Below are 24,517 nucleotides of genomic sequence, written 5' to 3' on the forward strand. Positions count from 1 at the left end.
TTCAACAAGTCCAGCCCAAGTCGCGGTGAAAAAGCCGCCTCAACCATCCGCGCCGGCTCGCTGGCGGCAAACGCGCAATCGCGCTCATGAATAAGACGGGCTAGCCGCCTACGAGTGCATCGCCATCGGAGTGGCCAAGAATATCGCCCATATTCAGGCGAAAGATGATCCAGTGGAGTTCATTCGCCAGCGGATAATTGAATTCTGGCAGAACCCCGATATCGACAATTTCTTTGTCGCCGGTCTGCGGGGAACTGTCCGTATCCAGAGGACGATTCCCTTCGGAACGGCTTGGTTTGCAGTATGAGCAAGCCCTATTCAGAACAGGATCTTTCAGATCTCTTTGATGAGGATTTGATTTGGCGTCGACGAGAGTTGTCCGACATGAAGGCGGTCGTGAAGGCCGCGGATACGGCAGCGAAACCTGTAATGCTCGGCGCAATAATCACTATGATTTATGCTCACTGGGAGGGTTATGTCCGGCTGTGTGCCAACCGATACTTTGAATATCTTTCAATTCGCAAGCAGCCGTACACGGCATTGGAGCGACAGATATACGTAAATGCGTTTCTAAGTCGGCTGGATGCCTTACATCGCAGCCGAGCTAGCGTTGAGGCGCGCTGCAAAATTGTAAATGATATTCTGGACGGAACGGACGGCACATTCCGTTACGTCAATCCTTCGCTTATCGATACGAAGTCGAATCTGAATACCGACGTTATCAAGGAAATTTGCCTAATTTGTGCATTAGATCAGTCGTATTTCGAGTCAAATCGAATTTTCTTGGACCAAATTGTTCTGAGACGCCGGAATGCGATCGCACATGGCCAGCAGGAATTCATCAAAGAGGACGAAATAGATGGGTTGGTTTCAGATATACTTTCGCTGATGCAGCATTTTAGAACTCTTCTCGAGAACAAGGTATACCTAAAGGAGTATGCAGCTTAGCCGACGCCGGGGCCTGTGGCGCACCGCTCGACATGAAGACCATCGGCGGCCGCTATGGCGACGCCATTATCGGCTTGTCGCAGATGACACTGTCTACGGATTTGCCTTGATCCGGTTCTGTTGCACTGTGACGTAATCGCCATATTTTATTTTCAGGAACTCGTCCGCCAGACTGCGATGCGAATTCCTGAAAACGTACCAGTCGCCATCCGGAATCTTGCGCTGGTAAATCGCCCTGCCGGCCTGGCGATGCTCGAAACAGGTGAGGGCGTCGGCGTCGCCTCCTGCTCCGTGCCATTTGGCGCGGAAGCAGAGCTTGCCACCTCCAGGGATGAACCAGGTGCCGTCACCGTAGCCCGGCTTGCCTTTGTCCGAGGTCCAGGCGCTGAATTGACGGCGCTGCACAGCAAAATATCCAGCGCCGTTTCTACCCCAGAGCCACGAACGGTTCTGGTACATCTGGTAGATACCCTCATCGGGCACCGCCTCGGCCTGCCTGGCCAGTTCGGCGACTTGCGCTGCCGTCTTGGCTGTCGCGGGAAGCTGAAAGGCAAAGACACCAATGGAACAGGCAAGCGCCGTTCCGATACAATTCCCCAGTACTCGTTTCACAACTCTACCCCACTATTTTACGCCACGCCCAATTTGCACCACACCCGATGCAGCACCCCCTAGGGCAAGATATGCTGGGTAACCCTCCAATCGGGCAGCCCATAATCACCCAACCACGGCCACACTTCCTTCTGGTTGAAATAGACGACCGAGGTCAGGGCCGGAAACTCCGAATAGGACTTGCGGGAATCGATTTCCCATTGCGAAACATATTCCTGCTTCCCGACATAGCCGAGCTCCGCCACCACGACCGGCTTGTTGAAGCCCGCGACGCGGTCATAGCCGGGCTTCAGCGCCTCGGCGAACGTACGGTCATGACCGGTCTCGTTATTGTCCTTTTTCTGCAGGCCGAACACCGACAGGCCGATGACGTCGACGTAGTCGTCGCCAGGGTAATATTTTTCCAGACCCTCTTGGCCCTTGGGTGACCACATATATTTGGCGGCGGGGGCAGCCTTGCGGCAGATATCGACCTCGCGCTTGTAAGCGGCGATCCAGTCCTTGGGAGCCCAGTTGGCCCAGGTGAAGCGGCCGTTCGTGTCCTCCATTTCCTGCGCCCAGCGAATGGTTACAGGGCTCTTCATGGCCCCCACCAGGTCGCAGATTGCCTGCATGTTGGCGTCGTATTTGCCGCTCAATATGCCGTTGCGCAGTTCGGCCGGGGTGATGCGCCAGTCTTTCGACCAGGTCCACGGCTCGACAGTGATCAACAGCGACCGGTTTCGCTGAAGGGCATAGGCGTCGGCCAGGGGAAGGCTCGCCAGATCGACGTCTTCCCAGGGCAGGAACAGCTCCTCGATGCTGGCACTCTTGTCGGCACTGAAGTCCCCGTAGGGATCATAGGATCCGAACGCCGAAGCTGCGCTGCTCGTCTGAACGGGGTCCGTCGCGGCTGCGGAGCCGGCGCCTCCCGCAGTGGGGAACGCCGCGCTTCCGCCCAATACCAGCGCGATTGCAAGTACATTTGCTGCGGGGTGTTTCATATTAATCTCCCATGGCTTCAACATCCTGCGGAAGTTGAAGCTTCGCCCGTGCGCGTCGATGCTTGATCGACACGCGATTGCCCAAAACCAATCGGCTCTATTGGTGGAATCTGCGGGATTTCGGAGCGACCATCGGCGGGCGTGCGAACCTTCGCACAGGGCCCACCCAACTATTGTCTATCTCTCAAAGCGCCGACATCGAGGAGCCACAGAGAGAAGGTTTCGCCGCGATACTCACAAATTCGCGTCAATATCCCGATATATCATCCCTAGCTAAATTAAGAGCCGGTCGCGGCCAGGAGTCAAGTACAATTAACGGTTGCTTAACCCTGTCATTCCCAACATGGTTAACGCTGCTCTCGAGCCTGATCCCCACTGAACAGCCTCGACCCCGTCAGCAAACTTCCAACGCTGAAAATTTAGCCGGCTCGTCATCGCGGGGTCGGCCGGGGGGGCGGTTATTCCCCTCCCGATTCAAGGTGTTAGGTTAACCAGATCTCAAGAATCATAGTTAATGAATGCTTAATTTAGTTGACTCTAAGAAAGCGCGGGCTGATTCTACCGCAGGGATTTGAGAGCTTTCAGCCATCTGTCGGCGGAAGCCCAAAGTGGCGGCGAGTAAGTGTATGAGTGCTTCCGTTCAGGCAAGCATCATCGGCCATGCGAGCAGACGCGCGCATCGATCTGAGACGGGTCTGGCCGCCACTGCGCGGAAGGGTCTCTTTCTGGTGCCCGTGCTGTCGGCCACCCAGCAATGGGTCTTGAGACTGGCCCTGGCCTTCTGGTTCGTCACGCTCGGATTTTTCTGGTTCTGGTGGCTGAAGCCCGAGCATGTCGAGCATGTCGGGCCATACGCATTCGCGACACTCATTCTGGTATGGCTCACGCTCATGCCGCTGTACTTCCTGTTGAACGTGCACGCGTCGAAAAAGCCGTCCAAGCTTCACACGATCCCGAAGCGTTCGCGGGTCGCGATGGTGGTCACCAAGGCCCCGTCCGAACCGTTTGCCGTGGTTGCGCGCACGCTTGAAGCGATGCTGGCGCAGGATTATCCGCACGATACCTGGCTGGCAGACGAGGACCCATCCGAGGAGACGATCGCCTGGTGCAAGGCCCGCAACGTCATGATTTCGACCCGGCGCGGCCGGGAAGATTATCATCGCAAGGTGTGGCCGCGCCGGACGCGCTGCAAAGAGGGGAATCTGGCATTTTTCTACGATCACTATGGCTATGAGCGCTATGATTTCGTCGCTCAGATGGATGCGGACCACGTACCGACGCCGACCTATCTCAGGGAAATCCTGTTTCCCTTCGCCGATCGCTCGGTTGGCTACGTCTCGGCGCCGAGCATTTGCGACAACAATGCCGCTGACAGCTGGTCGGCGCGCGGCAGACTGTTTCCGGAAGGGATGTTCCACGGGCCCCTGCAGTCCGGCCATACAGGCGGCGGGGCTCCGCTCTGCATCGGCTCGCACTATGCCGTGCGAACCACCGCGCTGAGGCAGGCGGGTGGTCTTGGCCCGGAACTGGCCGAAGACCATTCAACGTCGATGCTGATCAATGCGGCCGGATGGCGCGGTGTGCATGCCATCGACGCCATAGCGCATGGCGATGGCCCGCAAACCTTTGCTGATCTTGTCACGCAGGAATTCCAGTGGTCGCGGAGCCTGATGACGATCTTGCTCGAATACTCGCCCAGCTATCTTTCCAAACTACCGCGACGGTTGCAATTTCAGTTCCTGTTTTGCCAGCTTTGGTATCCGCTGTTCGCCACATTTGCGCTGCTGATGTACATCATGCCGATCTACGCGCTTTGTTCGGGCCAGAACTTCGCCAACGTGATGTATGCCGACTTCCTTTTCTACTACGCGCCAAACTCGATTGCCCTGGTTCTCCTGGTGATGATGCTGAAGGCGTTCGGCCTTTCGCGCCCGATCACCGCCAAGACGCTCAGCTGGGAAGGGACGTTGTTCCTGTTCTTCGCGCGTTGGCCGTGGGTGCTCGCCGGCACGCTGTCGTCGATCCGCGACTATCTGACCAAATCATTCGTCGATTTCCGCGTTACTCCCAAGGGCAGCGGCCCCAAAGACCTTCTGCCCGCCCGCGTCATCGTTCCCTATGTGGTGCTTGCGGTAGGTGCGTCCTTGCCGGTTCTTCTCGTGGATCACCCTTCGAACGCCACCGGCTTCTACTGGCTCGCCGCATTCAATGCGCTGATCTACGGGCTGCTTGTGGTTGTGATCGTCACCAGGCACCTCATCGAGAACAGGATTTCGCTGCGAGCCAGTGTTGTGAAACTCGCCTGGCAGGCATCGCTCGCCTGCGTTGCGCTCTCGGTCCCGGTCGCGGGATTTTACGACCGCGGACTGGAAGGCATATATGGGCTGCAGCAGGGCGCCGGTGGCATCCGCATCGTTAGGATCGCCTATCCGGTTTCCGGCGCCGGCCGGGGCGGGATCGGCGACCGCAATTTCTACTTCGACCCTGGCTGGAACGAGAGTCGGTGACAGGCGGAAGGGATGGTATGCTGGGTGGCCTTGTCCCGCCTTTTGGCCGGTTGTCATTTGGAGGATCACTTCTGTGGTTGGTATCCTGTCGATCCGCTGCTTTCTATTGACAATGATTGTTGCGCAGCCGGTCTTGGTCAGCGGCCCAACTGCCGCGACCGCCGAAGAGGTTGATTTGTCGGCGGTCACCGCGGCCGCGCCGCTCACCCCGGCGGACCTGTTTCACCTCTATGCGGACCGCACATGGGTCTGGGAAAACGGCGCTGCCTATTTTGCCAAGGATGGGCGCCAACTTCGCGCCTGGACCGACGGCGCCAATGCGTCGATCGGCCAGGGCCGGTGGTTGGTCACCAAGAATGGCAAATTATGCATGGATGCAAAATGGAAGACGCTTGCCGGCAGCACGCAGGGGCGAACCTGCTTCAGCCATCACCGATTGGGCGGCACGATATACCAGATGAAGGATCCGAGCGGTTCCTGGTATGTTTTCCAGGCGTCGCCGGCGCAGCCCGCGCAGGAATACGACAAGTTCAAATCCGGCGATGCGACCGCAGCGACCTTCGAAAAGATGCGTCAGATGATCAGCCCCGGCGGGCAGCCGGCACCAGTCAAAAGCGGCGGTTGAGCGGAACTGCCGCCTGGCATGAGCCATGACGCAGCCAGTGATTTTCGCTACCCCGCGCCGGCCCCCATCCTGACAGGTCGAGCAAACAACCCAGATCCATCTCTGTTCTGAGAGCAGGCTGCTCCTGTCGAGTGCCTGTCAAGGCATGGCCGAATCGCCTATTGTCAACCTTCAAGCGGTCCGGCCAGTGCCGTCGACGGGCCGACTGCCGATTGATCGCATTCTAATAAGATCCGACGGAACGACCAGACGGTAAGCTCACCATTCGGTTTTCATGAATATTAATAAGTGAAGTCTAATGTTCCTGCGTATGTGGTAGCGAGCGGTCGCTTACGCGGCGTGAAAGCGACGAAAGCAAAGTATGTCGCAACTCGCCTTTGGCAGGGGACAAATGATGAAAAATTCCGCAATGGGCGCCTTTCGCTCGATCAAAAATAACGCAAGTATTATTGCAGCTGCGATGGTGATCGCCATGGTTTCGGGTTGTCAGAGTATGGATGCAACCAAAACCAATTCGATCCTCGTCAAGCCTGTGGTCCACTCGGTTCGCAGTGAGCCTGCGGTCCAGCCGGTCCGCGTCACAGTGCGGACGGCTGAAAGAGCTTACGCTTTTGCATCGCCATCGCGTGTCAAAATCCGCACGCCGGCGCCGGTGAAGGTCTCCTACAATCCGGGCAATGGCGGTCCGTTCCTGGGGAGTTCGCCTTACATCTGCAGCCCTAGCGGATTTGGCCAACGCGCGAGCTGCCGCCGGCGTTATTCCTGAGCCATCGAGCCGCGACAGGCGCTACCGCCTTGGTTGGCCGTAGTTTCATCGGCTTCGTCTCCAGCCCAAAAAATGGGGCGGCCGTCCTGACGATCGTGTCGATGTCGGAAAGCTCCGGCACAAAGCCAAGATGTTCGCGTGCGCTTCCCGGATCGGCGTAGAGCTCGGCCGGGTCTCCGGGGCGCCGGGTCCTGAAGACGGCCGGAACCGGTCGTGACGTCGTTCGGCTGACCGCCTGGACAATCTCCTTGATGGACACGCCCCGCCCTGTGCCGAGGTTGACCGCCAGGCTTTGTCCGCCGCCCTCGAGATGCATCAGGGCCTTCAGATGGGCGCGGGCCAGATCGCTGACGTGGATATAATCCCGCACGCACGTGCCGTCCGATGTGTCGTAGTCCGTGCCGAAAACCTCGATCTCGTCGATGATGCCTGATGCGGCCATGAGCACCCTGGGAATCAGGTGTGTTTCCGGCGAATGCCACTCACCGAGCTCGCCGTCGGGATCGGCGCCGCAAGCGTTGAAATAGCGCAGGATCGCAAATTTCATTCCGTATGCGGACGCATAGTCGCCGATGATCTGTTCGCCCATCAGCTTGGTGCGCCCGTAGGGGCTGATCGGATTCTGCGAGGAGGTTTCGCGAACGGGCAATGCCTCCGGCACGCCGTAAGTTGCGCAGCTGCTGGAGAAGATGATGTTCTCGATGGCGTTCGCGCGCGCCGCATCGAGCACCGCGATGGTGCCCGTGACATTGGTCGAATAATATTCGGCAGGCTCGCGAACGGACTCGCCGACATAGGCCAGCGCCGCAAAGTGGATGACCGCCGTCGGCCGGTACGTCTTCATCGCCCCCGACAGCGCATCCCGGTCCCGGATATCACCGACGACAAGCGGACCCCAGCCGACGGATTTCTCATTGCCGCGGCTCAGATTGTCGAAAACCACCGGCAAATAGCCGGCGCCGGCCAACTGCTTGCAGGTGTGGCTGCCGATGAAGCCGGCCCCACCCGTCACCAGGATTGCCGGGCGAGTCATGACGCCGCGGCTCCTGTGACCAGTTTGCTTCCGTAGAGCAGGGTGTCAAAATAGTCGACAGTATGCGCGAGCCCCTGGCTCAAGCTGATTTTCGGCTCCCAACCGAGATTGTTCCTGGCAAAGGAAATGTCGGGCTTGCGCTGTCTGGGATCGTCGACCGGCAGCGGCCGATGCACGATCTTCGATCGGGAGTTGGTGTAACCGACGACCAGTGTCGCCAGTTCCATGATGGTGAATTCGCCGGGGTTGCCGAGGTTGACCGGATGCGCGGGCGCACTCGGCGCATTCATCAGCCGGACAAAGCCCTCGATCAGGTCGTCGGCATAGCAGAAGGAACGCGTCTGTAGGCCGCTGCCGTAGACGGTCAGGTCTTCGCCGCGCAGCGCCTGGACGATGAAGTTCGAAACCACGCGCCCATCATCGGGCTGCATGCGGCGGCCATAGGTGTTGAAAATGCGGGCGACGCGGATATCGAGGCCATATGTTCTCGAATAGTCGAAGAACAGGGTTTCGGCCGAGCGCTTGCCCTCATCGTAACAGGATCGCGGTCCGTGCGTATTGACGTTGCCGAAATAGCTCTCGGGCTGTGGGTGCACGAAGGGGTCGCCATAGACTTCGGACGTCGAGGCCTGGAATATCTTGGCATTGTTCTGTCGCGCCAGTTCCAGAAGGTTCAGTGAACCAAGCACGTTTGTCTTGAAGGTATGGATCGGGTCTTCCTGGTAATGCGGCGGAGAGGCCGGGCAGGCGAGATTGTAGATCTCATCGAACTGAAGACCCAATGGCAGTGCATTGACGATGTCGTGCTCGATGCACCTGAATCTCGGATTACGCAGAAGGGCATTGAGATTGTATCTCTTGCCGGTGTGGAAATTGTCCAGCGCGACAACGTCATATCCGTCCCGCAAAAGACGTTCACACAGATGCGATCCCAAAAATCCCGCACCTCCGGCGACCAGGGCGCGGCCTCGGTTTTGATTGGCGCCCCTTTGACTGTTCCCGGGCTCCAGTTTCAGAACCTTGATGAGCTTACTCATGCTTCCTCTCACGCACTGCGCACGCTACCGCACGGGGCCGGGACAAATGCATTGCCCGGCCACGTCCTTGAGAACGTGGCAAACCCTCCGCATCTGCGGAATCGCCATCATTGATGTGCGTTAACTGTTCTCTGGGTTCGCGGAGCTGGTGCTACTACACGACCTGTGTGCTGCCGTTCAGCCTTCTCTGCGCCCCGAAATCGCGATCACACGCTTGGTGCCATCATCGTCGATTGCTCGCCCAAATTGCACATCCCAACGTATCAAAAATATACCTGTGGAAATCCTAGTCAACTAAATTAGCGAATCCTTAACCATCGCTGTTTGCGAATGGTTAATCATGACGCCGGTGTTGGCTTCGCGACCGGACCTAGGGTGTACAGGGCAGATCCTCGTTGTGAATCAGCGCATTGGTTAGGTCACAAAAAAATCCAATCGGATGCGGCAAGCTGTTTCAGGGCAGAACCAAAGCTTGACAGCGAGGAGCGTCAGGAAAGAGCCGGCGGCGCAACTCAACGCGCATAGGTAGAGTCGCGTGCGTGCCCAACAGCGCCGCCAATCTGGTTGCTCCCGCAACCCCATGATCCACCTCCTGGGTCTTGTGGCGGAAGCCTATCAAGTCGTCTGGCGCGCATCGGCCCCTGCCGCATTGCTCAAGGCGCGCAAGCAGCGAAAGCCCTGGAAGCAGGATGGCCAACGCTGGCCATCGCCTTTTGATCGTCGGAGCGCTATTGGCAAGGTCACGATACCCTCTGGTGATCCTGAATGCGCTTTCTGTTTGTCCTGATCCTGCTCGCCGGCACCGGCATCGGTGTCATCTATCCCTGGGCGATGAGCAATTTCTCCGGCCACGAGATCGGCACCTGGCGCGTCTACGAGCAGGGCCGCTTCAAGCGGCTGACGGTGCCGCTGGCCAGCCGCGACGCGCCGGTGCGGGTGCTGGTCGATCTGACCGCGAGGGCCGAGCGTATCGTTTCGCGGCAGCGCACGGTGCTGACGCTGACCGCCGCCACCAATGGCCGCACGGTGCTCGCCTCGACGCTGCAGTTCAACCATGCTGACAACCCGCGCCAGGCCAGCCCGCAACTGCCCGACAAGATTTTTCGCGATGAGGCGGGCCTGATCGCGGCCGTCAGCCCCGGTCCGTACCTCTTCACCGTCGGTCCGGGTGATGCCGAAGACATCCCGATGCGCGCGGTCGATCTGATCCTGCGCTCCGGTGTCGGCGAGATCGACGGCCGTGCGCGGCCGGTCGGCTACGCGCTGATGGCGATTGGTTTGATCGGGTTTTTGCTCTCCCTGCGTAGTCGTGGCGGCCGGCCGGAAAATCCGAATTCGCAGCCGCCACCGCCGCGTTGGGGCAGGGGCTCCACGTGAACTATCGTCACGCCTATCACGCCGGAAATTTTGCTGATGTCGTCAAGCATGTCGTGCTGACGCGACTGCTCGAATATCTGAAGCAGAAGGACAAGGCGTTTCGCGTCATTGACACCCATGCCGGCATAGGCAGCTACGATCTGTCCTCGGTCGAGGCGCAGAAGACCGGCGAGTGGCAAGGCGGCATCGGCCGGTTGATCGATGCCTCGTTCGCCGCACCGGTGGCGGCACTGCTCGCGCCTTATCTGGAGACGGTGCGGTCGCTCAATCCCGAGGGCGGCATCCAGAAATATCCGGGCTCGCCGCTGATCGCGCGTCATCTCATGCGCAAGCAGGATCGGCTGTCGGCGATCGAGCTGCACCCCAAGGATGTAGGCAAACTGAGAACCCTCTTTGCCGGCGATTTCCAGACGCGTGTCATCGAGCTCGTGGCTGGCTGGCGCTCGGCGCGCATCTGCCGCCGAAGGAAAAGCGCGGCCTGGTGCTCATCGATCCGCCATTCGAGGAAGCGGGTGAGTTCGAGCGCCTCGTCGACGGGCTCATAAGGGCGCACAAGCGCTGGCCTGGCGGCATCTATGCGCTGTGGTATCCGATCAAGGACCGCAAGGCGATCATCGCTTTCCGGAAGGCGCTCAAGCAATCCGGCATCCCGAAGCTGCTCGACATAGAATTCGAGATCAGGCCCGCCTCTTCGGAACCCAGCCTCGACGGCAGTGGTCTGCTGGTGGTCAACCCGCCATTCACGCTGGAGGACGACCTGCGGACGCTGCTGCCGGCTCTGCACAGAGTGCTCGCCGTGGAAAAGCCGGCGCACTGGTCACTGGAATGGCTATCCGGCGAGTAATGCCGCAGCGGCCTCTATCGAAGTGACCCAATGGAACGCCGGCAGGTGCGAAAAGCCCGCATTCCGGAGGGGGTCAGGAAGGCGGGCTCTTTAACGACCCAGAGCTTGCGCCTCTTGAGTCCAAGTTCGGCCTGGGCCAATGCGTTCCGAACTGGGAAACCATTGTTTCCGCAACCGCTTGACCGCCGCCAAGCGAATCCGCACAGTGAGCGCAATCGACCTTGAGAGGCTGCCATGACTCGCTTCGCCAAATCCGCACTTGCTGCCCTGATTTCGCTCTGCACTCCGCTTGCCGTGCCTCTCGGCGTTACCCAGGCCGTGCAGGCGGCCGACCTTGGCGTCTATTCCGACGACGATGGCGGTGTCTGTGGCGAAGCCTGGGTGTTGAACAAGATCACCAGCCGCTTTTCCTATCAGGTGCATCACGTACCGCATCTGCCGGACGTACAGATCACCGATTTCCGGCGCATCCATCAGCATCGTTATCTGGCGGCCAACGAGACTTGGCCGATCGGCCGCCGCTACTGCGGCGCCACCGTCAGCCTGTCCGACGGCCGCGATCGCACCATTTGGTACCTGATCGAGGAAGGCCAGGGCTTCGCCTCGATCGGCGACAATGTCGAATTCTGCGTCTCGGGCTTCGACCGCTGGATGGTCTACAACGGCCGCTGCCGCGTCCTGCGCTGAACGCGGGTTTCCGTTCCGATCCCTTTTCGCGCCTGCGGCTCGATCGGCTGCAGGCGGTTTTTTGTGCTGTGTTGACAGAAGAGGCGATCCGTCGCATAACTATGAGACAGACCTGTCTCACCACTTGGTAAGCGCCGTGACATCATCGCCTGCTTCCGACAAACGCCAGCACGTCGTCGAAACGGCTTACGCGCTGTTCAAGCGCGCCGGTTTCCATGCCACCGGCATCGACCGGATCATCGCCGAGGCTGATGTGGCCAAGATGACGATGTACCGTCACTTTCCCAGCAAGGACGAACTGATCGTCGAGGTGCTCGACTATCGCGCCAGGCGTTTTGATCGCCAGTTCGACCGCCTCGCCGAAGAGGTCGCCACGCCCGAGCAGAAAATTAGGAAGATCTTCGACTGGCACGAGCGCTGGTTCCGCAGCCCGGATTTCCATGGCTGCCTGTTCGCGCATGCGCTGGCCGAGTTTGGCGATCCGGAGCATCCGGTGTTCAAGGCTGTCGCCAGGCAGAAGAACAGCCTCAAGCGGCGCATGCGATCAATCCTCGAAGAGGAGATGCCGCGTGGCCGCGCAGAGAGCGTGGCTGCGGTGCTGCTGATGCTGATCGAAGGCGCGACCCTGCTGGCGCAGATGGGGCAGGCGGACACCGCCATTCGCGACGCCCGCAAGGCCGCCCTGGACATCGTCGCTGCCTCGCGCAGGCCGCTACGAGCCCGTTGGTCATCGGGCTCGCGCTGTTTGCCGCGATCTTGCACGCCACCTGGAACGCCTTCCTGCGCACCGGGGCCGACAGGTTGTGGACCGTCACCGTCATGAGTTTTTCCAGTACCGCACTCGCCATTCCCTTCGCCATCTTTCTCACCCTTCCGGCCGCGCCGGCATGGCCCTATGTCGTCCTCTCGGCTTGCCTCCAGGTCGGCTACAGCGTGTTTCTGGTGGCCGCCTACAGATATGGCGAACTGGGACAGGTCTATCCGATCGTTCGCGGCAGCGTGCCGCTGCTTGTCACGCTCGGCGGGTATTTCCTGGCCAACCAGCAGCTCACCCTGCCGCAGACCGTCGGCGTCGCGCTGGTCGCCGGCGGCATCATGGGCCTTTCGCTCGGACGAGGCAGGGCCGCCACGACATCGATACTCTACGCACTGGCAACGGGAGCGATCATCGCCGCCTATGCGACGGTCGATGCGATCGGCGTTCGGACGTCGGGAAATGCCGGCGCCTACACTGCCTGGGTTCTCGTGATCTACGGCGCATTGCTGCCGGCGACCTTCCTCGCCTGCCGTGGCCGGCTCATCGTCGACCTGCAGGCGCCGGAAACCTGGAAGGCCTTGGGCGGCGGCTTGTTCGCGCTTGTGGCCTATGGTGTCGTGGTCGCGGCCTTCGCGCTCGGGCCGGCCGGTCCCATCACCGCGATCCGCGAAACCAGCGTCGTCTTTGCTGCCTTCATCGGACGCCTGTTTCTCGGCGAGATGCTGACGCCGCGGCGGGTCGGCGCCTGCGCCATCGTCGCGCTCGGCGCCATCTGCCTCGGCTATCAGCCGTGACGAAAATGCGCGTCGCGCAGAGCCCGATATTTGCTGATGTTGCCGACAGGCAAATCGGCTAGTTTGAACGCCCGAGAGCAACAGATCACTTTCGGGAGCCTCCATGGACCTTGCCACCATCCTTGCCTTCACGGCTGCCTTCTTCGTGTTCGCTGCCAGTCCTGGTCCGGACAACATGACGATCGTCGCCCGTACGATCTCCAGCGGTGCCGCGTCGGGCATTGCCTATGGCGCAGGCACGGTGGTCGGCATTCTCATCTTCCTGGTCCTCGCCGCCTTCGGTCTGTCGATCATCGCCGCCAAGATGGCAATCGTGATGACGGTGCTTCGTTATGGCGGAGCGGCCTATCTGATCTGGATGGGCATCAGGCTGTGGACTGCCGTGCCCGTGGTGCCACAACTGCAACCCATCTCCGGACGGCGCGGGCTGTTGACGATCTTCGCCACGGGTATCGCGCTCAACCTCGGCAATCCGAAAATGCCGCTGTTCTACGTGGCGCTGCTGCCGAACGTGGTCGGCGCGTCGCTCAACGCAGGTCATCTCGGTGTGCTGATGACGGTGATCCTGGCTGTCGAGGTCGTGGTGATCGGCGGCCATGTCATCCTCGCCGGCCGCGCCCGCAGCCTGTTGCGCACGCCGAAGATCGTGCGCCGGGTCAACCGTGCGGCGGGCGGTGTGATGATCGGCGCCGGCGTCGCCGTGGTTGCCACGCGTTAGAGCAATTCCAGGAAAAGTGCGAAACGGTCTTCCCGGGGAAAGCGCATAGCGCTTTCCCTTAGGGAATCGCGTCAAAACAAGAGATAGAGAGATTTCGCCCAATCGCGGCGCTATTTTCTGCGCAGCGTCGCCTCGGCTTGATCGAGAATTTTGCGCAGAAAGGCGGCGTGAGCGCGGAATGCTCGCCGTCCGCTCGTCGTTGCCCTGACACGTGTCTGCGGCCGGCGGCCGACGAACAGCTTTTCGATTTCGACATAGCCGGCCCTGGCCAGCGTATCGAGATGCGCGCCGAGATTGCCGTCGGTGACGCCCACGATGACCTTCAGCCGGGCGAATTCCAGCACCTCGCGCCTTTCCAGCATGTTCAGGGCGACCATGATCCTGAGTCGCGTGCTCTGGTGGATGATCTCGTCGGCGCTCATCGAACGGCTCCGGTGCGGGTAAGCCAGACACCGTCACCGACGAGGCCGCTGCCATGGCGCGCCGTCTCGACGATCCCGGATAGCGCCGCTTGCCCTTGTGCGATCGACATCGAAGCACTCCCGCATCTCCCGCAGAATACTCTGTGATGTAGAGTTATCTGTCAATTCGCTGACAAGCGGGCGATGGGATCATGCTTGACAAGGTGATGCGGTGATCGGTCATCGCATTGCTCGCGCGATCTGTGTAGATCGTCCGCTTGCACGAGATGATCGCACCGATGAAGCAGCAGGTGATGATGTTCGCGGCCGAAGATCAATGCACAATGCCGCTCGCTGACCTTTAGAGCTTCACGGCGCGGTCGGTCTCGCAGGGCGCGGAGAATGTCGGCGGTGAACTGCTGGCAATGATCGAAGATCAGCAGCGTATTTTTGCGATGATCGGCATGATCGTGTGCCATCGGTAACCAAAATTTAAACTGCGAAAATCAGTCTATTGCTTCGCTGGCTAGAGAGCCGCGAGTCAGATATGCATTGCCCGTCGAGGTCATTCACGGCCGTCGGCGTAACGCAAGGGGCATGACATGGCGAAGCAGTCGTCTAAGGCGCCGGCATCCAAGACACCGGCAAAGAAAGCACCTGTGAAAGCAGTAACGGCGAAGGTCGCGGCAGCAGTGAAGAAAGCAGCACCTGCGGCCAAGCCGAAGGCAGCACCGGCAAAGGCAAAAGCAGCACCAGCCAAGAAGCCGGCAGCGGCCAAGGCCGTGGCAAAACCGGCAGTGAAGAAGGCAGCGCCGGCGAAGGCCGCGGCAAAGCCGGCCGCCAAGGCAGCACCGGCCAAGAAGCCGGCAGCCAAGGCAGCGGCGAAACCCGCAGCCAAGAAGGCAGCGCCGGCGAAGGCCGCGGCAAAGCCGGCCGCCAAGGCAGCACCGGCCAAGAAAGCGGCAGCGGCAGCAACAAAGCCCGCCGTGAAGAAAGCTGCGGCTCCCAAGGCCAAAGCCAAGGCAGCGCCGGCAAAGGCGAAGGCGCCGGCCAAGAAGTAGACCAGGTCTAGTTGGAGCGCTGTGTGTCCTGCTGGATGCGCGGAGAACGCTTTGACACTTGCGATCGGCGCATGATCATTCCGGAAACCGAAACTGGTTTTCGGGCCATGCGCGAGACCGTCGGAAAAAGGGGGCCAGGGCAGCAAAGCGAGGCGCCGGACAGGCTGCCTCGCTTGCTCGCGTGGTTTGTTTTTCTTTCACGCCTGGTCGTGAAACGAATGCCCCGCCGCCAAGCCGGGGCTGCGGGGATTGAGAAGCAGATCGGATGTTCCGCTCTGCCGCGGTCTTTCTGCGCGGTGTGGATCGTGTATCCGTCTGTGACCAGGTCACGATGGTCATTGGCAGGAAACCTTCCGCTTTCTGGCGTTTGGTTTTTTGTTGCCTGGCCATTGCCGGGCAGCCGCTCCCGGTCAAAAGTGCCGGCCGGCAAACAGGAACCCGATCATGCCCAGACTGCTCTACGCTTCTTCTTCTCCCTACAGCTCCAAGGTGCGCATGGCCGCGGCCTATGCCGGCATTGCCATCGAGGCGGTGCCGGTCAAGACCGAGGACAAACCGGCGGCGCTGATCGAGGCCAACCCGCTCGGCAAGATCCCGGTGTTGGTGCTCGACGACGGCCGCTCGATCCATGACAGCCGCGCCATTACCCAGCACCTCAACCGTGTTTCGAAGAACGCGCTGTTTCCGCGCAATCCCGACAAGCGCCTCGAGGCGGAGGTGCTGGAAGCGTTGGCAGATGGCATTTGCGACTGCGCGCTGTCGATGGTCTATGAACGACGTACGCGGCCCGAAGAGATGGTCTATCAGCCCTGGCTCGACCGACAGTGGGCGAAGATCACGGCAGCGCTCGATCTGCTCAACGCCAACCCGCCAAAGCTGCCGAAGAAAATCACCGCCGGCCACATGGCCTTGCGTGCCTGCCTTGGCTATCTCTCACTGCGCTTTGCCGGAAAGTGGGAAAAGGGCCGCGCCCGGCTCACGCGCTGGGCGGCGCGTTTTGATGAGAAGTTCCCGGAGCTGAAGCCGGCGGTGCCGGGGTGAGCGACGAGTTGGTCTTCGAGGTTGGAGATTGGCGAAAGCCGGAGTGATCGCGCAACCTATATTGCATTGCATCGGCGCGCGCGGGAGGAAAGCAAATGGCATTTCTGGCGGGGCATTGCATGTGCGGGGCGGTCGCCTGGACATATTCCGGGCAACTCACGCGCAATCTGGTCTGTCACTGCGCCGATTGCCAGCGCGCCACGTCCGCCCCTTTCACCGCCTTCCTGGGGATGAGGCCGGAGCATCTGACCTGGACCGGCGACATCGTGCATTACGAGAGCAGCCCCAACACATTTCGCGGTTTTTGCCCGTCCTGCGGCTCAAGGCTGTATTTCCGATCCGACAAATGGCCCACCGAGATTCATGTTCACGCCGCCACGATGACCGATCCGGACGACTATCGGCCGGATGCGCAGGTCGTCATGCGCTCGCGAGCGAAATGGCTCGACCGGCTGCCGTCGATTCCGACCCATGACGGTTTCCAGCAAAAGCCGTCGGTCCACCCACCTGCCGAGACACTTTAAGGTCCCCGGGTGAGGCGCTGAGACGGCAGCGAAGCTGGCGCGGGCAGGGCCGGCATACAGTTTTCGGCGAGTTTGTTGCCGTCTCGCACAAAGTTCTCGAAACCGGCAAGCTCCTGGGCTAGAAAGGTTTTTGAGAATGTCCCTGTGAAAACCCAGCGATGAACATTACCGACGACGACAGCCCGAACGGCGCACGCAACGCAGCGTTCACGCCGCCCGGCGATGGTGCCGGCACGGAAAGGGCGGGGCGTGGGCGCAAGGCACTGCTGTCCTCCTCGATGGTCGGCTCCACCAATCGCGGGCGTGTATTGCAGGCCCTGTTCGATCTCGGGCCGACCAGCCGCGCCGAGCTGGCGCGCCTTGCCGGCGTCAACCGCACCACCATTTCCGGCATCGTCCAGCCGCTGATCGACGATCAGGTGCTGGTCGAAAGCGATCCCATCCCCGCCAATCCCGGCGGCGGCAAGCCGGCGCGGCCGCTGTGGTTTTCGCCTCATGCCCGTCCGATCTGCGGCGTCCTGCTGATGCCGGACGCTGTCCATGCCTGCGTTGCGACGCTCGACGGCAAGATCGAGTCGGAGCGCAAGATGGCGCTGCCCGACGGCAGGGGGCCGGTTCAGCCAATCATCGAAACGATCGCGCAATGCGTCGGCGATACGCTGGCCAAGGCGCGGCGCACGCCCTTCGGTATTGGCGTCGGCGTCGGCGGCATGGTCGATACCGATCGCGGCTCGATCGTTACCGTCAACCTCGCGCCGTCACTCGACCGCTACCCGCTTGCCGACGATCTCGGCCGGCGTTTCGGTCTGCCGGTCAAACTCGACCACCATCCGCGCGCCTTGCTGGTCGGCGACCGCTGGTTTGGCGCCGGGCGTGGCGTCAGGCAGTTCGCTGTCGTCTACACCGGCGAAGTGCTGGGTGGCGCACTCTACTTCGATGGCCATCTCTATCGTGGCACGGCTGGCGCCGGCGGCGAACTCGGCCACACCTTCGTGCAGCTCGACGGCGAGCTCTGCCGTTGTGGCAGGCGCGGCTGCTGGGACACCATCGCCACGCTGAGCTGGTTGCGGCGCGAGGCCGCGCGTGCGGCTTTGCCCGAAGCCGCCCTGATCGATTCGGCCCGTCTTGTCGACATGGCGGCGCGCCGCTTGCCGGGCGCGGCCGAATTGCTCGACCGCTACGCCCGCAACGTTGCCGTCGGCATCGCCAATCTGCAGCAGACAGTGGCGCCCAACATCTTCATCCTGCATGGCGATGTGGTGCTCGGCGGCGATCGTCTGCTCACGGCGATCGCCGACCATGTTCGCGCCATGGTTCCCTCGCGACCGGGCGGCGTGATCGAATTCATTGCCGGCGACGCCGGCGATCGCGCGGCACTTCTGGGGGCAGCCGGACTGGTGATCTCAGAGCTGCTGCAGCTCCCGATCTAGGTGACCTTGAAGATTGGCGAAAGCCGAGATGAGAGCCAATCTCCTCCGCAAGGGGAGATCAGCAGCTTTGGCGCACCGCTCTACCCCGCAAGCCCCGGATAGTTCTGGAACCAGGGCTGGATGCGTTCGAACTGCGCTGCCATGGCCAACACACTTTCATCGGCATGCCGCCGCCCGATGATTTGCAGGCCGACGGGCAGGCCCTGCGGGGTCAGGCCCGCCGGGACCGAGATCGCCGGGTGGCCGGTGTAGTTTATCGGGTAGGTCATGCACCAGCCGATCAGCGGATCGACCGCCTCGCCATTGATCGAGGTCGGCCCGATCGTGTTGCCGTCGGTGGCATTCTTGACAGGCGGAATGGCCAGCGTCGGCGAGACGATCAGGTCATGGGTCTCGAACACATTTTCGAGCCCGTCATGGACGCCGGTGCGCAACAGACCGTCGAGGGCGTGCTCGACGGCGGACACCTTGTAGGCGCCCTCCAGCATGGCCAGGAATTGCGGAGTGAGCACCGCGGCGTGTTCGCCCATCAGGTCGATGCCTTCCTGTTTCCAATACACGGCGATCGCCGCATAGTGGATCGAGATCGTGCGCACCCAAAGCGCCGCCAGTTCCTTGTGATCGGCCTTGAAATCGAGCTCGACCTCATCGACCGCAATGCCATTGTCCCGCATGGTTTCGACCGCGGCCGCAGTCACGCTCGCGACCTGCGGGTCGACGGGGAAATTACCGAGGCGCGGGCTGTAGGCGACACGCAGCGGACGTGTCTGCCCACCGGCGGCGCCGATATAGTCGACACCATCGTCCGGCAGGCTGAGCGGGTCTCGGCTGTGCGGCCCGGCCATGATGCTGGTCATCAGCGCTGCATCGGCAACGGTGCGAGCCAGCGGCCCGATATGGACGAGCGGATGTCCCCACAGGAACCCGTCGGGGCGCGTCACTGAAGGGATACGGCCGAAGGAGGGCTTGAAGCCGACAGTGCCGCTGAACGAAGCAGGGATGCGCACCGAGCCGCCACCATCGGTACCTTGCGCCAGCGCCGCCATGCCGTCGGCAACCGCTGCGGCACTGCCGCCCGACGAGCCACCCGAATTGTAGCCGATTGCGAAAGGTGTGCTGGTCGGCCCGAAGCGCAGATTGTCGGTGATGCCCTTGTGGCCGAACTCCGGCGTGTTGGTCTTGCCGAGCACGATGGCGCCGGCATCCAACAGGCGTTCGACCGCCGCCGCACTGGTTTTCGGCACCTGGTTCTTGACCGCCCGCGACGCCATCGATGTCGGCACGCCGGCGACGTCGTCGAGATCCTTTATGCCGACCGGCACGCCATGCAGCGGCCCCAGCGGCACGCCGGCCATCACCTCCTTTTCGGCGACGCGCGCGGCATCCATCGCTTCGTCGCCGAGCACCAGCGTATAGGCGTTGACGACCGGATTGCGTGCCTCGATGCGGCGCAGATACGCCTCGGTCACTTCGACCGGTGACAGGTCGCGGCGCCGGATGCGCTGGGCCAGTTCCGTGGCTGGCAGGAAACAAAGCTGCGTTGCGTCGTCTGCAGAAGTCATGAAGCCATTCCGTCTATTTGATGAACACTGGATTTGCCGAGCCGCCGGTGCCCTTGCTGACCTTGGCTGGGCTGGCACAGTAGAAACCTTCGTAGCGACGATCCGCTGCGCAATCGGCGGCCAGGACGTCGAGCGACGCCATTTCGGTGAAGACGACGCCGAGATTGCGCATCAGTGCGGCGTGCAGCACCAGCATCAGGCCGCTTCCTGGCTCGTAGGTGGTTTCGTTGGCCAGCGTGTCTGTAACCAGGCTCGGGATCTGCATCTCGTCGAACCACCGCACGAGATCGAGGCTGAAGGTCAGCCCGGGCTCCCAATAATTTTCGCCGATGCTCTCGCGTCCCGCCGCCAGCGCGCCGACCCAGCCGGTGCGGATGAGAAGGATGCTGTGCGGCAGGATCTCGACGCCTTGTGCCCGTGCGCACTCCATCAGGTCGTGATGGGTGAAGGTCTCGGCACGGTCCAGCGCCGGCTTGCCGCGGAAGCGGGCGATGTCGAGCAGCACGCCGCGGCCGACGATGCCGCGCTCGGCGATCGGCATGATGCCGGCCTTGGTCATGCCGCCATTGGTGCTGGACGCCGCAAAGCCGTTCCATAGCGTGTCGTCGAACCACATGTGGCCGAGCGCGTCGCAATGCGTTCCGGCCTGCGCGAAGCCGGTGACATAGTCGTCGGCGAATTCGAGGCCGCCGGGGAGAGGGTGCCAGTGGCCGTTCTCGAATCCGGCCTTGTCGGCGACCATGAAATGCTTCGCAGGCCAGCGGCCGGGGAACACGGCGTCGCCCTCATGCGTCGCGATCGGCACGCCGAGCGTGAAAGTGCGGCCGTGGCGAACCGTGGCGAGGCCACGCTTAACCTCTTCGGCGGTCAGGTAGTTGAGCGCGCCGACCTCGTCGTCGGCGCCCCAATGGCTCCAGCGATTGGGCGCGTCGGCCAGAAGCCGGCCTAGCGTCATCGCGTCGGTCGCGCTCATGCGCTTGCCTCGCCGATGGGGGAGCGGGTCTGCATCGGCGCCTTGGCGCCTGTGATGTAGGCGACGACCTCTTCCATATTGGTGCCGGAACTCAACAGGTCGGCGGCCTTGCGGCCCCGGCGCATCACCACCACGCGGTTGCAGACCTGCCAGAGGTGATCGAGATTGTGGGTGACCATGACGATGGTCAGCCCTTTTGCGGTCAGTCGTTTGATCAGCTCGAGCACCTCGCGGGATTCGCGCACGCCGAGCGCTGCCGTCGGTTCGTCGAGCAGCAGCAGCTTGTGGCCCCAGAAGGCGCCGCGCGCGATCGCCACCAGCTGGCGCTGGCCGCCGGACATGCGCTCGACCGTCTTTGAGCGCACGCCGGGGATATCGATATGCAATTCATCGAGGCCTTTGACCGCGGTGTCTCCCATCGATTTGCGGCGGATCCAGCGCAGCAGCGCGGGGCCGCGGCCAAGAGCGAGTTCGCGGCCAAGGAAGAAGTTCTCGGCCGCGGTGAAGGTGCCGATCAGCGACAAATCCTGATAGACTGTCTCGATGCCGAGGCGTTGCGCCTCGGCCGGCGGCGACAGTTTTTGCGGCCGCCCTTCGAGGATGACGTCGCCCGAGGTTGGATCATGCGCACCGGCGAGGATCTTGATCAGCGTCGACTTGCCGGCGCCGTTGTCGCCGACCAGGCCGATGATGTCGCCTTTGGCGATTTCAAGCGAAACATTGTCGAGCGCCTGGATGCCGCCGAAGCTTCGGCAGATATCGCGCAGGCTGAGCAGCGTTGCCTGGGCCATGGCCTATCCCCTTCCGTAGCGCCGGCCGATGCCGCCGAGCGCCACGGCGACGACGAGCAGGCAGCCGGTGAACAGGAATTGGGTGAAAATCGGCGCGCCGATCATGGCCAGACCGTTGTTGCCGACGGCGACCGTCAGCACGCCGATCAAGGTGCCAAGGATGTGGAACTGGCCTTCTCTCAGCGCTGCCGAGCCGAGGAAGGCCGCGGAGAACGAGGTCAGCATGAAGCTGTCGCCCGCCGTGACTTGGCCGGAGCCGAGGTTCGAGGCCATCAGCACGCCGCCAATGGCAGCACAGGTGCTGGCGATGGCAAAGGCGACGATGCGGCTGCGGTCGACGGCGACGCCGGCGCGGCGCGCCGATTCCGGGCTGACGCCGATGGCCTTGATGTGCTGACCCTGCACCGTGCGATTGAGGATCACCCACAACAGCGCCAGCACCACGGCCATGATGATGACGAGGTGCGGCACGCCTGCAATCCGGCCGATGGCGATGTTGGTGAATTGGCGCGACTGGGTGAGCTGCAGCGGAATGCCGCCCGAATAGGCGTAGTTCAGCCCGACGACGATTGTCCCGGTGCCAAGCGTGGCAATGAAGGCATTTACGCCGATCTTGGAAACGACGATGCCGTTGACGATGCCGATGATGGTGCCAAGGCAGATGACGAGGACAATAGCGAGAGGGATCGAAAGCCCGCTGCTGCTCAGGAGCCCGACCACGAGCAGGCCGCAGAAACTCGCGACATAGCCGATGCTGAGGTCGAAATCGCCGGCGACGAGCGGCACGGTGAGGCCGGCGGCGACAATGGTGCCGATCGCCATGTCATTGATGATGTTGCGAAAATTTCCGATTGTCGCGAAGGTTGCGGGCTGCAGCGCCGAGAAGATCACAAGCATCGACGCCAGCACGATGATGGTGCCGTAGGTGCCGAGCAGGCGCATCAGCTGCGCGCGCCGGTCGCGCGCACTGGCCGACGGATATCTGGCCAGCGTTGACGGCAAGGAGCTGGGTGCCTCCGCCGGAGCGGAGGTTTCGGACAAGGAATGGTCTGCGGACATCGTGACTCTCATGAAGGGTAACCGGTGCGCCGGGCAAGCCCGGCCGCACCCTCGATCCGCAGAGCTTACTGCGGATTGTCCTTCATGAACTGGTCGACATTCTCCTTGGTGACCAGCGTATAGCCCGGCACGAAGGATTTTGGCTTCCACTGGCCGCCAGCCGACAGGATGTCGGGGATCTGGTCGACAAGCATCTTGCCGGCTGACGTCAGGTCGACGCCGAGCGTGGCGGTCATGGTTCCGTCCTTGACCGCCTGGACAGCGGGCGCCGTGGCGTTGAAGGAATAGACCTTCACGTCGTTGCGGCCGTTCTGCTTCAGCGCCGCGATCGCCCCCATGGCATTGTCGTCATAGCAGTTGAAGATCGCGAACGGTCCCTTGGCATTGGCATTGGCGGCGAGCCAGGCGCTGGTCGCGGCCTGCGAGGATTCGGCCGCGCCCGGAATGCTGATCTCGTGCGACGTCGCCTTGAGCCCTGGATTGGCCTTCACCGCCGCATCGAAGGCGTCGGCCCGCTCCCGGCACGGAATGCCGGGATGATAGGTGAGGTCGAGCACGGTGCCGGCGTTTCCGATATCCTTCAGCATCAGGTCGATCAGCGGCGGTGCGGCACCGGTGCTGGCCGAAAGCGCGATGCCATCGGCCATGCCGCCGCCGGCCGAAAGCACCGGGATGTTTGCATCCGCCGCCGCCTGCAGTCCGGCCGCCAGCCCGGTCGAGTCGAACACCGTGACGATGATAGCGTTCACCTTCTTGGTCGCCAGCTGCTTGATCGAGGTGATCGCCTGCGACGGATCACCGTTGGCATTGAGCGTTTCCACCGCCCAGCCCTTGGATTGGGCTTCCTTGGTCATGGTGTCGACCATCTGGTTGGTGTCGACGTCGGAAGTCGAGAACGTGATGATGCCGATCGTCAGCTTGTCATCGGCGGCAAGCGCTGCCGGCGCGAAGGATGCCGCGACGAGCGCCGCGGTCGAGATTTTTTGAAAGCGGTTCACTGTGCATATCCCCTGTTGACGGAGTGTTCCGGCTCACATCCTGACCGTACGTCGGCCTCAGATCCTGGGGCGCTGAATGCAGGGTCATCACAGGTGGTCCTGTTTGTTCGTGCGAGCCACGTACTAACTATAGGCGCAAGCCCTCATGCCGTGCAACGGCAAATTTTGAGACGCATCCAGAGGGGATATTTATGCAGGCCGTGCAACGCGACAGGCAGGCGAGCGATGCCGCCGAACACAAAAAAAGCCGGGCGCGAGGCCCGGCTTTTTCGTGTCGTGGCTTGAACGACTTAGAACTTCATACCGACGCCGAAGGTGACGCGGTTGTCGGTGGCCTTGACCTTGCCGATACCATTGAAGTCCTTGCTGCCGAAGTCGGTGTAACGGTACTCGACGCGGCCGAAGACATTGTCGGTCAGCTTGATGTCGGTGCCAAGACCGGCGGTCCAGCCGACCATGGTGGCGGTATCGCTTGCGCCAAGGACACTGTCTTCCACCTTCAGGCTTCTGCCGGCGAGACCGCCGGTGCCATAGAGCAGGATTTCCGGGGTCACGGCGTAGCCAAGACGGGCACGCAGCGAACCTTCGAAGCCGGCCTTGGAGTCGATGCCGTTATCGTCGCCCTTGACGCCGTTGTAGCCGAGTTCGGCTTCAGCACCGTAGACGAAGTTCTCCTGCTGCCACTGGTAGCCGCCGAAGACACTGCCGACGAAACCCTTGGTATCGGTTTCAACGTCGAAGTCCTTTTCCTTGGTACGGCCGCTGAAGCCATAGCCAACATTGAGACCGGCATAGGGGCCGGCCCAGGACGCGACAGGCAATTCAGCAACCGGGGCGGGTGCCGGCGGCTCTTCCTGGACGACGTCCGCGGCATAGGCAGTTCCGCTGAGGGCGAAGAGCCCGAGTGCCACGGCCAGCGGCCGTGCGAATTTGAGATTGGCTTGCATTGTTCTTTACTCCTTAAGCCACAGGACACAGGCTTGTTTCTC

General features: G+C 61.7%; 25 protein-coding genes and 2 pseudogenes. 15 read left to right on the forward strand and 12 right to left on the reverse strand.

What is annotated here, in order from left to right:
• The first annotated feature begins 130 nt into the window (after positions 1-130).
• The gene (locus ACFFNA_RS36930) at positions 131-307 is read left to right on the forward strand and encodes a hypothetical protein (RefSeq protein WP_378924978.1); all 177 of its coding nucleotides are present in this window, start codon (positions 131-133) and stop codon (positions 305-307) included.
• Positions 304-948 carry an MAE_28990/MAE_18760 family HEPN-like nuclease gene (locus tag ACFFNA_RS36935; protein ID WP_378924980.1) on the forward strand — a complete coding sequence of 215 codons (645 nt, stop codon included), beginning with the start codon at positions 304-306 and terminating at the stop codon, positions 946-948. Before ACFFNA_RS36930 ends, ACFFNA_RS36935 begins: the two co-directional genes overlap by 4 nt.
• Before the next feature lie 93 nt (positions 949-1,041).
• Here ACFFNA_RS36935 and ACFFNA_RS36940 read toward each other — a convergent pair whose 3' ends face one another.
• A complete protein-coding gene (locus ACFFNA_RS36940; protein WP_378924982.1) occupies positions 1,042-1,560 on the reverse strand; it encodes a DUF995 domain-containing protein in 519 nt (172 codons plus the stop codon).
• 59 nt (positions 1,561-1,619) lie between these two features.
• Positions 1,620-2,543: a glycoside hydrolase family 26 protein gene (locus ACFFNA_RS36945; RefSeq protein WP_378924984.1), complete on the reverse strand. Its 924-nt coding sequence runs from the start codon at positions 2,541-2,543 to the stop codon at positions 1,620-1,622.
• A 626-nt stretch (positions 2,544-3,169) separates the two neighbouring features.
• On the opposite strand from ACFFNA_RS36945, the gene ACFFNA_RS36950 reads away from it, so the two are divergent.
• The 3 genes from ACFFNA_RS36950 to ACFFNA_RS36960 all read left to right on the forward strand — a co-directional run bounded on the left by ACFFNA_RS36950 (position 3,170) and on the right by ACFFNA_RS36960 (position 6,441).
• Positions 3,170-5,050 (forward strand): glycosyltransferase family 2 protein, encoded by a 1,881-nt coding sequence (locus ACFFNA_RS36950; RefSeq protein ID WP_378924986.1) that lies wholly within the window; start codon positions 3,170-3,172, stop codon positions 5,048-5,050.
• Between the two features lie 112 nt (positions 5,051-5,162).
• Complete coding sequence (locus ACFFNA_RS36955) at positions 5,163-5,675, forward strand: DUF995 domain-containing protein (RefSeq protein ID WP_378925561.1); 513 nt, start codon at positions 5,163-5,165, stop codon at positions 5,673-5,675.
• A 361-nt stretch (positions 5,676-6,036) separates the two neighbouring features.
• A complete protein-coding gene (locus tag ACFFNA_RS36960) occupies positions 6,037-6,441 on the forward strand; it encodes a hypothetical protein (RefSeq protein WP_378924988.1) in 405 nt (134 codons plus the stop codon).
• Here ACFFNA_RS36960 and galE read toward each other — a convergent pair.
• Together galE and ACFFNA_RS36970 are read right to left on the reverse strand one after the other, a co-directional pair.
• The gene (gene galE / locus ACFFNA_RS36965; RefSeq protein WP_111549254.1) at positions 6,395-7,474 is read right to left on the reverse strand and encodes a UDP-glucose 4-epimerase GalE; all 1,080 of its coding nucleotides are present in this window, start codon (positions 7,472-7,474) and stop codon (positions 6,395-6,397) included. The genes ACFFNA_RS36960 and galE overlap by 47 nt on opposite strands.
• The gene (locus ACFFNA_RS36970) at positions 7,471-8,511 is read right to left on the reverse strand and encodes a UDP-glucuronic acid decarboxylase family protein (RefSeq protein ID WP_378924990.1); all 1,041 of its coding nucleotides are present in this window, start codon (positions 8,509-8,511) and stop codon (positions 7,471-7,473) included. Before ACFFNA_RS36970 ends, galE begins: the two co-directional genes overlap by 4 nt.
• 765 nt (positions 8,512-9,276) lie before the next feature.
• Between ACFFNA_RS36970 and ACFFNA_RS36975 the strand changes: the two genes are divergently transcribed.
• The 6 genes and pseudogenes from ACFFNA_RS36975 to ACFFNA_RS37000 all read left to right on the forward strand — a co-directional run bounded on the left by ACFFNA_RS36975 (position 9,277) and on the right by ACFFNA_RS37000 (position 13,688).
• Positions 9,277-9,888 (forward strand): hypothetical protein, encoded by a 612-nt coding sequence (locus tag ACFFNA_RS36975; RefSeq protein WP_378924992.1) that lies wholly within the window; start codon positions 9,277-9,279, stop codon positions 9,886-9,888.
• Between the two features lie 53 nt (positions 9,889-9,941).
• Positions 9,942-10,732, forward strand: a pseudogene (locus ACFFNA_RS36980) (23S rRNA (adenine(2030)-N(6))-methyltransferase RlmJ).
• Positions 10,733-10,966: 234 nt separating this feature from the next.
• Positions 10,967-11,419 (forward strand): hypothetical protein, encoded by a 453-nt coding sequence (locus tag ACFFNA_RS36985; protein WP_111549257.1) that lies wholly within the window; start codon positions 10,967-10,969, stop codon positions 11,417-11,419.
• Positions 11,420-11,555: 136 nt separating this feature from the next.
• Positions 11,556-12,131 (forward strand): annotated as a pseudogene (locus ACFFNA_RS36990) (TetR/AcrR family transcriptional regulator); the annotation flags it as partial.
• 17 nt (positions 12,132-12,148) lie between these two features.
• Complete coding sequence (locus ACFFNA_RS36995; protein ID WP_378925563.1) at positions 12,149-12,970, forward strand: EamA family transporter; 822 nt, start codon at positions 12,149-12,151, stop codon at positions 12,968-12,970.
• Between the two features lie 103 nt (positions 12,971-13,073).
• Positions 13,074-13,688, forward strand: a complete 615-nt coding sequence (locus tag ACFFNA_RS37000; protein WP_111549259.1) for a LysE family translocator — start codon at positions 13,074-13,076, stop codon at positions 13,686-13,688.
• A gap of 110 nt (positions 13,689-13,798) precedes the next feature.
• On the opposite strand, the gene ACFFNA_RS37005 is transcribed toward ACFFNA_RS37000, so the two are convergent.
• Positions 13,799-14,110, reverse strand: a complete 312-nt coding sequence (locus tag ACFFNA_RS37005) for a transcriptional regulator (protein WP_378924995.1) — start codon at positions 14,108-14,110, stop codon at positions 13,799-13,801.
• Positions 14,111-14,271: 161 nt separating this feature from the next.
• Positions 14,272-14,568 carry a hypothetical protein gene (locus tag ACFFNA_RS37010; RefSeq protein ID WP_111549261.1) on the reverse strand — a complete coding sequence of 99 codons (297 nt, stop codon included), beginning with the start codon at positions 14,566-14,568 and terminating at the stop codon, positions 14,272-14,274.
• Between the two features lie 180 nt (positions 14,569-14,748).
• Here ACFFNA_RS37010 and ACFFNA_RS37015 point away from each other — a divergent pair, with 180 nt between their 5' ends.
• The 4 genes from ACFFNA_RS37015 to ACFFNA_RS37030 all read left to right on the forward strand — a co-directional run bounded on the left by ACFFNA_RS37015 (position 14,749) and on the right by ACFFNA_RS37030 (position 18,145).
• Positions 14,749-15,150 carry a hypothetical protein gene (locus tag ACFFNA_RS37015; RefSeq protein WP_378924997.1) on the forward strand — a complete coding sequence of 134 codons (402 nt, stop codon included), beginning with the start codon at positions 14,749-14,751 and terminating at the stop codon, positions 15,148-15,150.
• A 444-nt stretch (positions 15,151-15,594) separates the two neighbouring features.
• Positions 15,595-16,191 carry a glutathione S-transferase family protein gene (locus tag ACFFNA_RS37020; RefSeq protein ID WP_378924999.1) on the forward strand — a complete coding sequence of 199 codons (597 nt, stop codon included), beginning with the start codon at positions 15,595-15,597 and terminating at the stop codon, positions 16,189-16,191.
• 95 nt (positions 16,192-16,286) lie between these two features.
• The gene (locus ACFFNA_RS37025; RefSeq protein ID WP_378925001.1) at positions 16,287-16,715 is read left to right on the forward strand and encodes a GFA family protein; all 429 of its coding nucleotides are present in this window, start codon (positions 16,287-16,289) and stop codon (positions 16,713-16,715) included.
• Positions 16,716-16,873: 158 nt separating this feature from the next.
• Positions 16,874-18,145, forward strand: coding sequence for an ROK family protein (locus ACFFNA_RS37030; protein WP_378925003.1), 1,272 nt, complete (start codon positions 16,874-16,876; stop codon positions 18,143-18,145).
• Positions 18,146-18,225: 80 nt separating this feature from the next.
• Here ACFFNA_RS37030 and ACFFNA_RS37035 read toward each other — a convergent pair whose 3' ends face one another.
• The 6 genes from ACFFNA_RS37035 to ACFFNA_RS37060 form a co-directional block, all read right to left on the reverse strand.
• Entirely contained in the window at positions 18,226-19,707 is a 1,482-nt protein-coding gene (locus ACFFNA_RS37035) for an amidase (protein WP_378925005.1), read from the reverse strand.
• Positions 19,708-19,720: 13 nt separating this feature from the next.
• Positions 19,721-20,680, reverse strand: a complete 960-nt coding sequence (locus ACFFNA_RS37040; RefSeq protein ID WP_378925007.1) for a cyclase family protein — start codon at positions 20,678-20,680, stop codon at positions 19,721-19,723.
• A complete protein-coding gene (locus ACFFNA_RS37045) occupies positions 20,677-21,471 on the reverse strand; it encodes an ATP-binding cassette domain-containing protein (RefSeq protein ID WP_378925009.1) in 795 nt (264 codons plus the stop codon). The genes ACFFNA_RS37040 and ACFFNA_RS37045 overlap by 4 nt, the downstream gene beginning before the upstream one ends.
• A 3-nt stretch (positions 21,472-21,474) precedes the next feature.
• The gene (locus ACFFNA_RS37050) at positions 21,475-22,530 is read right to left on the reverse strand and encodes an ABC transporter permease (protein WP_111549269.1); all 1,056 of its coding nucleotides are present in this window, start codon (positions 22,528-22,530) and stop codon (positions 21,475-21,477) included.
• Between the two features lie 65 nt (positions 22,531-22,595).
• Positions 22,596-23,528, reverse strand: a complete 933-nt coding sequence (locus tag ACFFNA_RS37055) for a sugar ABC transporter substrate-binding protein (RefSeq protein WP_378925012.1) — start codon at positions 23,526-23,528, stop codon at positions 22,596-22,598.
• Positions 23,529-23,818: 290 nt separating this feature from the next.
• A complete protein-coding gene (locus ACFFNA_RS37060; protein ID WP_111549271.1) occupies positions 23,819-24,475 on the reverse strand; it encodes an outer membrane protein in 657 nt (218 codons plus the stop codon).
• Positions 24,476-24,517 lie beyond the last annotated feature (42 nt).

The sequence above is a fragment of the Mesorhizobium kowhaii genome, assembly GCF_042431665.1.
In the GTDB taxonomy this organism is placed as follows: domain Bacteria; phylum Pseudomonadota; class Alphaproteobacteria; order Rhizobiales; family Rhizobiaceae; genus Mesorhizobium; species Mesorhizobium kowhaii.

Bases quoted from the DNA above. Each gene is read 5' to 3' on its own strand.
- ACFFNA_RS37040 (WP_378925007.1), bottom strand. From the start codon at position 20,680: ATGAGCGCGACCGACGCGATGACGCTAGGCCGGCTTCTGGCCGACGCG.
- ACFFNA_RS37045 (WP_378925009.1), bottom strand. From the start codon at position 21,471: ATGGCCCAGGCAACGCTGCTCAGCCTGCGCGATATCTGCCGAAGCTTC.
- ACFFNA_RS37050 (WP_111549269.1), bottom strand. From the start codon at position 22,530: ATGTCCGCAGACCATTCCTTGTCCGAAACCTCCGCTCCGGCGGAGGCA.
- ACFFNA_RS37035 (WP_378925005.1), bottom strand. From the start codon at position 19,707: ATGACTTCTGCAGACGACGCAACGCAGCTTTGTTTCCTGCCAGCCACG.
- ACFFNA_RS36950 (WP_378924986.1), top strand. From the start codon at position 3,170: ATGAGTGCTTCCGTTCAGGCAAGCATCATCGGCCATGCGAGCAGACGC.
- ACFFNA_RS36960 (WP_378924988.1), top strand. From the start codon at position 6,037: ATGTCGCAACTCGCCTTTGGCAGGGGACAAATGATGAAAAATTCCGCA.
- ACFFNA_RS37020 (WP_378924999.1), top strand. From the start codon at position 15,595: ATGCCCAGACTGCTCTACGCTTCTTCTTCTCCCTACAGCTCCAAGGTG.
- ACFFNA_RS36970 (WP_378924990.1), bottom strand. From the start codon at position 8,511: ATGAGTAAGCTCATCAAGGTTCTGAAACTGGAGCCCGGGAACAGTCAA.
- ACFFNA_RS37010 (WP_111549261.1), bottom strand. From the start codon at position 14,568: ATGGCACACGATCATGCCGATCATCGCAAAAATACGCTGCTGATCTTC.
- galE (WP_111549254.1), bottom strand. From the start codon at position 7,474: ATGACTCGCCCGGCAATCCTGGTGACGGGTGGGGCCGGCTTCATCGGC.
- ACFFNA_RS36955 (WP_378925561.1), top strand. From the start codon at position 5,163: ATGATTGTTGCGCAGCCGGTCTTGGTCAGCGGCCCAACTGCCGCGACC.
- ACFFNA_RS36975 (WP_378924992.1), top strand. From the start codon at position 9,277: ATGCGCTTTCTGTTTGTCCTGATCCTGCTCGCCGGCACCGGCATCGGT.
- ACFFNA_RS36945 (WP_378924984.1), bottom strand. From the start codon at position 2,543: ATGAAACACCCCGCAGCAAATGTACTTGCAATCGCGCTGGTATTGGGC.
- ACFFNA_RS36935 (WP_378924980.1), top strand. From the start codon at position 304: ATGAGCAAGCCCTATTCAGAACAGGATCTTTCAGATCTCTTTGATGAG.
- ACFFNA_RS37025 (WP_378925001.1), top strand. From the start codon at position 16,287: ATGGCATTTCTGGCGGGGCATTGCATGTGCGGGGCGGTCGCCTGGACA.
- ACFFNA_RS37005 (WP_378924995.1), bottom strand. From the start codon at position 14,110: ATGAGCGCCGACGAGATCATCCACCAGAGCACGCGACTCAGGATCATG.
- ACFFNA_RS37060 (WP_111549271.1), bottom strand. From the start codon at position 24,475: ATGCAAGCCAATCTCAAATTCGCACGGCCGCTGGCCGTGGCACTCGGG.
- ACFFNA_RS37000 (WP_111549259.1), top strand. From the start codon at position 13,074: ATGGACCTTGCCACCATCCTTGCCTTCACGGCTGCCTTCTTCGTGTTC.
- ACFFNA_RS36985 (WP_111549257.1), top strand. From the start codon at position 10,967: ATGACTCGCTTCGCCAAATCCGCACTTGCTGCCCTGATTTCGCTCTGC.
- ACFFNA_RS37030 (WP_378925003.1), top strand. From the start codon at position 16,874: ATGAACATTACCGACGACGACAGCCCGAACGGCGCACGCAACGCAGCG.